At 63.5% G+C, this 8,252-nt stretch carries 7 protein-coding genes and 1 pseudogene; 6 read left to right on the forward strand and 2 right to left on the reverse strand.

What is annotated here, in order from left to right; genetic code table 11:
* The 3 genes and pseudogenes from EN969_RS07965 to proC form a co-directional block, all read left to right on the forward strand.
* Positions 1 to 548 (forward strand): annotated as a pseudogene (locus tag EN969_RS07965) (glycosyltransferase family 2 protein); the annotation flags it as partial.
* Complete coding sequence (locus EN969_RS07970; RefSeq protein WP_063170057.1) at positions 517 to 1,851, forward strand: O-antigen ligase; 1,335 nt, start codon at positions 517 to 519, stop codon at positions 1,849 to 1,851. The pseudogene EN969_RS07965 and the gene EN969_RS07970, both read left to right, overlap by 32 nt.
* Before the next feature lie 60 nt (positions 1,852 to 1,911).
* Entirely contained in the window at positions 1,912 to 2,727 is an 816-nt protein-coding gene (proC, locus tag EN969_RS07975; RefSeq protein ID WP_063170056.1) for a pyrroline-5-carboxylate reductase, read from the forward strand.
* A 4-nt stretch (positions 2,728 to 2,731) separates the two neighbouring features.
* Here the strand turns inward: proC and EN969_RS07980 are convergent, their stop codons facing one another.
* Positions 2,732 to 4,048 carry an NAD(P)H-dependent oxidoreductase gene (locus tag EN969_RS07980; RefSeq protein WP_063170055.1) on the reverse strand — a complete coding sequence of 439 codons (1,317 nt, stop codon included), beginning with the start codon at positions 4,046 to 4,048 and terminating at the stop codon, positions 2,732 to 2,734.
* Positions 4,049 to 4,387: 339 nt separating this feature from the next.
* Between EN969_RS07980 and EN969_RS07985 the strand changes: the two genes are divergently transcribed.
* From EN969_RS07985 to EN969_RS07995, 3 genes are all read left to right on the forward strand, one after another.
* Entirely contained in the window at positions 4,388 to 5,794 is a 1,407-nt protein-coding gene (locus EN969_RS07985) for a PTS sugar transporter subunit IIC (RefSeq protein WP_013530221.1), read from the forward strand.
* 119 nt (positions 5,795 to 5,913) lie between these two features.
* Positions 5,914 to 6,375, forward strand: coding sequence for a PTS sugar transporter subunit IIA (locus EN969_RS07990; protein ID WP_063170054.1), 462 nt, complete (start codon positions 5,914 to 5,916; stop codon positions 6,373 to 6,375).
* A gap of 19 nt (positions 6,376 to 6,394) precedes the next feature.
* On the forward strand, positions 6,395 to 6,682 hold the full coding sequence (locus EN969_RS07995; protein WP_023809203.1) for a PTS sugar transporter subunit IIB: 288 nt from the start codon (positions 6,395 to 6,397) through the stop codon (positions 6,680 to 6,682).
* 33 nt (positions 6,683 to 6,715) lie between these two features.
* Here EN969_RS07995 and EN969_RS08000 read toward each other — a convergent pair whose 3' ends face one another.
* Positions 6,716 to 8,110, reverse strand: coding sequence for a multicopper oxidase family protein (locus EN969_RS08000; protein WP_063170053.1), 1,395 nt, complete (start codon positions 8,108 to 8,110; stop codon positions 6,716 to 6,718).
* Positions 8,111 to 8,252 lie beyond the last annotated feature (142 nt).

Consider the following 8,252-nt stretch of genomic DNA (forward strand, 5'->3'; position numbering starts at 1 on the left):
TGTTTGCCGACCCCGCCCATGCGCGATGGGCAGAGCATCCGGTGTTCGCGCCGCCTTACCGGGAAACCGGACGCGTGCCGGCGCTCTATTCGTCGGGCAATCTTCTGGTCGGGCGCAACGTGCTGATCGCCATGGGTCCGCCCTTTCTCGATCTCAGATTCAATTTCATGGGCGGCGGCGATTCCGACTTTCTCAGCCGGTCGGTGCAAAAGGGCTTTGTGCTGGGCTGGTGCGCCGAGGCCAAGGTGCTGGAAACCGTTCCGGCGCGGCGTATCGAAGCCGACTGGATCCGCGCCCGCAGCCTGCGCAACGGCGTCATCTCGACACTGGTCGAAAAGAAGAAGCGCGCCGGCACGCCAATGGCCGGCGCCAAAGTGTTGCTGAAGAGCCTGGCACTGCTTGCCGCCTCGCCGTTTCGCGGCCTGATCCGGCTGGCGCGGACCCGATCGCCGGCGATCGCCATCTACCCCGTCCATGTGGCGCTGGGCCGCGTGCTGGCCGAATTCGGATATGCCAATGAGCAATACCGCCAGCCTGAGAAAAACTGAGCGCGCGCCGCTCGGCGACGCGTTCACGCGCGAAGGCGTGGCCACCGCCATTGCCGCGCTGCTGTTCACCGTCATCATGGTGTCGTTCCGGCCGTTCCAGCCGGGCGGCGCCGAACTCACCGGTCAAGGCGGCGACATCGTCAACCAGCTTGGCTTCGGTTCGCTCGGCGCCATGTCGATCTTCTCGCTGATGGCCTTTGCCGATCCGCGCGTGGTGCGCTCGCTGCTGAGCCCATCCTGGGTGTTGATGCTGGGCTTCTTTTTCCTCTCGGTGATCCTGTCGACCGATCCGCCTTCGGCCATGCGCGCCGCCTCCTTCACGCTGATCGGCATCCTGACGATGGCGACGATCCTGGTGCTGCCGCGCGACGCCGAGGCCTTCTCGAAGGTGATCATCTTCACCGCCGTCGTGGTCATGGGCCTTTCCTATCTCGGCCTCATCGTCTTTCCGCACGAGGCGATGCACACAGCCGACTCGCAGGAGCCCGAACATGCCGGCCTGTGGCGCGGCGTGTTCACCCACAAGAACATTGCCGGGCCGGTCATGGCCTGCCTCAGCTTCGCAGGCCTCTATCTCTACCGGCGCGGGCAGCGCTACTGGGGCGCCGGGATCTTCCTCGCGGCGATGATCTTCATGCTGCACACCGGCTCCAAGACGACAGCCGGCCTGGTGCCGTTCTCGATCCTGATCGTCATGTTCCCGAGCCTGATAGGCATGCGGCTCGGCACGCCGATCCTGTTTGCGCTGGCCATCATCGCCACGGCTGTCGGCACGCTGGGCATCGTCTTCCTGCCGCCTGTGAAACATCTGGCGGCGATCTATTTCCCCGGCATGACCTATACCGGCCGCACGACGCTGTGGGAGTTCGCCGGCAGCATGCTGGCGAAGAAGCCATGGACCGGCTACGGCTATGAGAGCTTCTGGGGCACGCCGCTCTTGCTCAACCAAGACCAGCCATTCGACCGGCCCTGGGACATCAGGACCATCGTGCACGGCCATGACGGCTATCTCGACATCGCCGTGCTGATGGGCATTCCGGCACTATGCGTGGCGGTCTACACCTTCCTCATCGCGCCGCTGCGCGACTACATGCGCATTCCGTTGCGCAGGGAAAACATCTTTCTCGGCGACTTCTTCATGATGGTGGTGCTGTTCACGGCGCTTAACGCTTTCCTCGAAAGCTTCTTCTTCCATCGCGGCGACCCGGTCTGGCTGTTCTTCGTGCTCGGCGTGCTCGGCCTCAGGCAAGTGTCGCTGCGGCCAATCGCGGTGCGCGATCCCGATCGCGGCTCGCGATCCTGATGGGGCTTCCCCAGGGAAGCGCCATCGTCTATGTGAAGGCCTTCCTCTGGAGGGCTTTCGATGACGATCAGGCTTGTTCTCGCCGGCTGCGGCAATATGGGCTACGCCATGCTCTCGGGCTGGCTGAAATCCGGCAAGCTCGCGCCGTCGGCGGTTTTCGTGGTCGAGCCCAATGCCGATCTGCGCAATCGCGCGGCAACGCTGGGCTGCGCGACATCAGCCGATGCCGGTAGCATACCGGCCGATGCCCTGCCCGATCTCGTGGTCATCGCGGTGAAGCCGCAGGTGATCCGCGACGTCACGGCCGCCTACAAGCGCTTCGGCGACGGCCGCACCACCTTCGTCAGCATCGCCGCCGGCACGCCTGCCGCCACCCTCGAGGAAATCCTCGGCAACCGCGCGCCGATCGTGCGCTGCATGCCCAACACGCCCGCGGCGATCGGCAAGGGCATGATGGTGGTGTTCTCCAACAAGCTCGTGTCCGATGACACCAAGCGTTTCGTCGCCGACCTTTTGTCGGCGAGCGGCGAAGTGGCCACCATCGACGATGAGGGCCTGATGGATGCGGTGACCGCCGTGTCCGGATCGGGGCCGGCCTATATCTTCCATTTCATCGAAGCGCTGACGGTTGCCGCCGAGAAGGCCGGTCTGCCGACGGCGACCGCCAAGCTGCTCGCCATGCAGACCGTCTATGGCGCCGCCTCGCTCGCCGCCGAAAGCGGCGAGGAACCGGGCGTGCTGCGCCAGCAGGTCACCAGCCCCAACGGCACGACGGCCGCGGCGCTGGCCGTTCTGATGGGCGAGGACCGGCTGACCAATCTGCTGACGCAAGCGGTGGAGGCTGCGCGGCTGCGGTCGGTCGAACTGGGGAGATAAATCCTCAGTTTGTCCCGTACAGCATCTCATCCTGCAGCCGGCGCAAGGCGAACAGCCTCGTCGTCTGGTCGGGCGACGCATTATCCGCCGTCAGCAATTCGCCTTTCGTGACCGGTTTCAGCACCTTGCCGCCCTCGAGCAGGCCGACCGGCACGGCGCGCTGGGCGCGGGCTTCGCCGACGGTCATCGTCCAGGAGCGGTAACAAGTCTCGCCGATCGCATCGAAGGTCTCGCCGGCGACTAGGTCGCGCTTGGCAACGGCGCAGACTTCGGCCACGGGCCGCGGCAACGGCACCATGTCGGGCTTGCCGAAAAGCACGATGCGGGCTGCGGTCAGCGGCACTTCCAGCGACGTCAGATGATAAGGCCGGAACAGGCTGTAATAGGGGCCGTGCCCGATATGCAGATCGTCCATGCGCTCGATGATGCGCGGATGCGTCGCCTCGACGATGACGAAGACGCCGGGCGCGACGCCCTTGCCGACCGTGTAGTCGACGACGCCTTTCTTCGTGAGCAGACCGCCATCCTCGCGCGGGATGAGCACCTTGGCGAGGTCGTCGCGATCGGCCCTGGGGCCGTGCATGCCGGGGACGTCCGGCACCAGCCCGGTGGCGTTGGCGATGGCGCACATCTCGACCATGGTCTTGGAGCCGTCGACGAACTCGACCAGCATGCGCGGGTTCATGTTGCGGCGGATCGCTTCGGCGCGATAATCGTCCGGTACGGCATCGTGGTTGAGCGGGTTGTTCTTGCCCTTGCCGGCCGACACGATGGTCAGCCCGAGCGCCGACGCAAACTCGATCAGTTCCATGCAGCTCGACGGCTCGTCGCCCGCACCCACCGAATAGACGACGCCAAGCCGGTCGGCCTGCTGCTTGAGATAGCAGCCGATGGTGACGTCGGCCTCGACGTTCATCATCACCAGATGCTTGCCGTGCTCCATCGCCATGAGGTCGAAATCGGCGGCGACGCCCGGCTTGCCGGTGGCGTCGATGACGACGTCGATCAGCGGATTGGTGACCAGCATCTCGTTGGATGTGACGGCGATTTTTCCCGCCTCGATTGCCGCGGTGACTTTCGAGGCGGTGTCGGCTTCGACCGCCATGGCTTCGTCGCCATAGGCGATACGGATAGCGTCGCGCGCGGTGTGCGGGCGGCGCGTCGAGACGGCGCAGACCGAAATGCCCGGCATCAGCATGCCCTGCGTGACCAGATCGGTGCCCATTTCGCCCGAACCGATGACACCGATGCGCACCGGGCGGTTCTCGGCGGCACGCTTGGCGAGATCACGGGCAAGCCCGGTCAGGGCGACGTTGGTCATGCAGGAATGTCCACAGCTTCGTGATTTGGGGTCGGATAGCAGGGAATGGGTTCTATTTGCCAACGAAACCCGGTCGCGACCGGCAATTTCCCACGAAATCGTCTCGGAAGGCACGTCCGCCGGGGCTCGATTCGCCGAAGCCCAACCAATTGACATTGCAGCGGACAACCCCAATAAAACATTCGTTTGTCAACAAAGGCAAATGTTCACCGACGCGACAGTCGGGAAGCATTCGCCTCTGGGCAAATTGGGGAGTGTCTTTGCGCCACGGCGTCAAAGGCTGGATGGAGCATCATTGCGAGGCGTCGAGCGAAGGCTCGCGGCTCCAGGGGAGGAAAAATGGATACTGTTCTCGCGGGCCTAAAAGGGGCCATCGATACGCTTGGCCCGACGATCCTGCTGCCAATTGTCATTTTCGTCATCGCCGTGGTTCTGGGCGCCAAGGTCAGCAAGGCTTTTCGCGCCGCCGTCACCATCGGCGTCGCCTTCATCGGCATCAATCTGGTGCTTGGCCTCATGTTCACGTCGATTGGCGACGTCGCCAAGGCCATCGTCACCAACACCGGCATCCATCGCGACATCATCGATGTCGGCTGGCCCTCCGCGGCCGCGATCGCCTTCGGCTCATCGGTCGGCCTTTGGGTCATTCCGGTCGGCATTCTCGTCAACATCGTGCTGTTGCTGACACGCATGACGCGCACGCTCAATGTCGACGTCTGGAACTTCTGGCACTTCGCCTTTGTCGGCTCGCTGGTGGTCGCCGCAACCGACAACCTGGCCTATGGCATCGCGGTCGCAGCACTTGTCGCAGCACTCTCGCTGTTGTTCGCCGACTGGTCGGCGCGCGCGGTGCAGCAGTTCTACGGCGTGCCCGGCATCTCCGTGCCGCATCTCGCCTCGGCGCAGATCCTGCCGATCGCCATTGTGCTCAACTGGATCATGGACCGCATTCCCGGGATCAACCGCATCAACATCAACACCGATACGATCGAGCGCAGGTTCGGCGTGTTCGGCGAACCTGTCGTGATGGGCCTCATCATCGGCCTCGTGCTTGGTGCGATCGCCTTCTACAATGCGGGTGATCTCAGCGTGGTGCTGGCCAAGGTTCTGGGCACCGGCATGACGCTGGCCGCGGTGATGCTGCTGCTGCCGCGCATGGTCAAGATCCTGATGGAAGGCCTGCTGCCGGTTTCCGACGCAGCCCAGGCATTCGTGCGCAAGCGCACGGGCGATCGCGAGCTTCTTGTTGGCCTCGATTCCGCGATCCTGATCGGCCATCCGGCCGCGATCTCGTCGTCGCTGATCCTGGTGCCGATCGCGATCATCCTGTCCATCATCCTGCCGGGCAACCGCGTCATCCTGTTCGCCGACCTTGCGGTCATTCCCTTCATCGTCGCCATGACCGCGCCGCTGGTCAAAGGCAACGTGTTCCGCATGGTGGTGATCGGCACGGTGACGCTGGCCATCGGCTTCTACGTCGCCAACGCGCTGGCGCCGCTGTTCACAAGTGCTGCCGTCGCATCGGGCTTCAAGCTGCCGGCGGATGCGCTGCAGATCACCTCGGTGGTCGACGGCTTCCTGTGGGTGCCTTACGTGGTCATCGAGGCGATCCAGGGGCTTGGACTTGTCGGCATCATCGTGATCGCGGTGGTCATCGCGGCATTGTTTGTCCTCTACCGCCGCAATCCGCTCGGCTGGGAGCGGGCCGCGGGCGCCGAGGACGAGCCGGCCGAAGAGACGGCCTGAACCTGATAGGGTCCACCCTTCAAACCGATCGTGCGCCCTCCTCGGGGCGCCCGATTTCATCGACGGAGCCCGATCGTGCGCCCTCCTCGGGGCGCACGATTTCATCGACGGAGCAAAGAATGTCCGACGGCCTCATGCAGCTTCTGGATCCCGACGCGATCGTGCTCGGATCCGATGCCTCGACCAATGAGGAGATCATCCGCATCCTGGCGGGCCGGCTGGAGACACTTGGCTATGTCAAAAGCTCCTATGCCGACGCGGTCGTGCGCCGCGAATTGACCATCCCGACAGGACTGCCGCTGGAACGCTCCGACAATGTCGCGGTGCCGCACACCGATCCGGAGCATGTGCTGAAGCCTGGCATCGCGATGGGCACATTGAAGCAACCAGTGACCTTCGCCAACATGGAGGATCCCGACGAGATGCTGCCGGTCGGCTTCGTTTTCCTGCTTGCCATCAACGACAAGGACAAGCAGATTGAGGCGCTGCAGGCCGTCATGGCCACCATCCAGAACCCGCAAGCCTTGGATGATTTGAGGTCGGCCAGAACCCTCGAAGACGTGCGAGCCGTACTCGGCTGATAACCAAGGAGAAGCAGAGATGTCCAGACAGAAAACCATTCTCTTCGCCTGCGGCACGGGCATCGCCACCTCGACCGCGGTCAACGTCGCCGTCACCGAGGAAATGAAGAAACGCGGCCTCACCTTCAATGCCCAGCAGGCAAAGGCCACCGAAGTGCCCGGACTGGCCGACAATGTCGACTTCATCGTCGCAACCACCCCGATCTCCGCTTCGGTGACCAAGCCGGTCATCAAGGGCCTCGCCTTCCTCACCGGCATCGGCAAGGACAAAGTGCTCGACGAGATCGAGGCTCAATTGCGCAAGTGACGGTCCAGACGCCACGCGCAGGCTGACGCGGCTTCACACCACCCTGACGTAGCTCGTCATTCCCGATTTCTGGTGCTCGATGATGTGGCAGTGCAGCAGCCAGTCGCCGGGATTATCGGCGACGAAACCGAGCTGAACCTTCTCGTTGGGCTGGATGAGATAGGTGTCGGAAATCACGGGCTGAACCTGGCGCGTCGAGGACGACAGCACCTTGAAGCTCATGCCGTGCAGATGCATGGGATGGGATTGCGGCGTCAGGTTCTCCATGTCGATGACGTAGCTTTGGCCAAGCTTCAGTTCGGCCAGAGGCGCGGTCGGATCCTTGGTGTCGCCGGGCCACGGCACTTTGTTGATGGCCCAGAAACTGTAGCCCAGCGAGCCGCAGATGCCATCGCTCGGGACATTTTCCGCCGTGGCGCTGAGCGCCAGGGAAATATGCCTGGCACTGGCGAGATCCACTTCCGCCACCGGATTGAGCTCCAGTGGAGCAACATCGCGAATGTCCCGTTTGAGGGAGTTTCCTGTCGCGCGCAGGGTTGCCAGGATTTTTGGCTTGGTGCCTCTGACGTCCCTCAAGCTGACGATCGCGCCTTCCTCGTCGGGCATGCGTATGGCCAGCTCCATGCGCTGGCCGGGTCCAAGCAGCAAGGCATCGGGCGAAAAACGCTCAGGCACCGGATTGCCGTCGAGCGCCATGACACTCGCCTGCGCACCGTCGACGCGAAAAGCGTAGATGCGCGTCACGTCGGTGATGGCGACCCTGAGCCGCACCAGCCCTCCGGCCGGCGTGTCATATTGCGGCTGGTCGAGCCAGTTTGCGGTGCGCACCGTGCCGTAAGTGCCGGTTCTTGCGGCATCGCGCGGCCGGAACTGGTCGATGAACTGACCGTCGTCGCCGAGGCGCCAGTCACGCAAGTTGAGGACGATTTCGGCGTCGAATTTCGGATCGCTTGGGTTTTCGACCACGATCACGCCCGTCAGGCCATGGCCCATCTGCTCCAGCGTGTTGCAATGCGGGTGGTACCAGAAGGTGCCGGCATCGGGCGGCGTGAAGGCGTAGTCGAAATGATCGCCGGTGTAGACGTAGGGCTGGACCAGGAACGGCACGCCGTCCATCTTGTTTGGAACGCGAATACCGTGCCAGTGGATCGTCGTCGGATCGTCGATCGCGTTGACAAGGCGTGCAGCGAAGGGCTGGCCTTTTTTCATTCTGAGCACGGGCGGCATTCCGGCGTTGCCATAGGTCAGCACATCCCTGGTCTGGCCGATATCCATCAGCTTCGCCTGGATCTTTGCCGTCTGCAAAACCACCGGCTCAGGCATGGCAGCGGCCCAGCCACCAAGCCGGCCCATGGCCGAAAGCCCGACCCCGCCTGCGCCGGCAATCGCTGCCGTTTTCAAAAGCCGGCGTCGGGTGAGTACGGTCATTTGACGCTCCAGCTGCAAAGACGGCTGCCCTGGGTTTATCGCAGCCTTGGATCGTAAGCGAGCACCCTGTGCCTAAACCGACTCCGCCACCGGCCTTAAGCAAAAGATGCTGGCGTGGACGGACAATCGACCACAATAAGCG

The organism is Mesorhizobium sp. M7A.F.Ca.CA.003.01.2.1, assembly GCF_003998945.1.
GTDB lineage: Bacteria > Pseudomonadota > Alphaproteobacteria > Rhizobiales > Rhizobiaceae > Mesorhizobium > Mesorhizobium ciceri.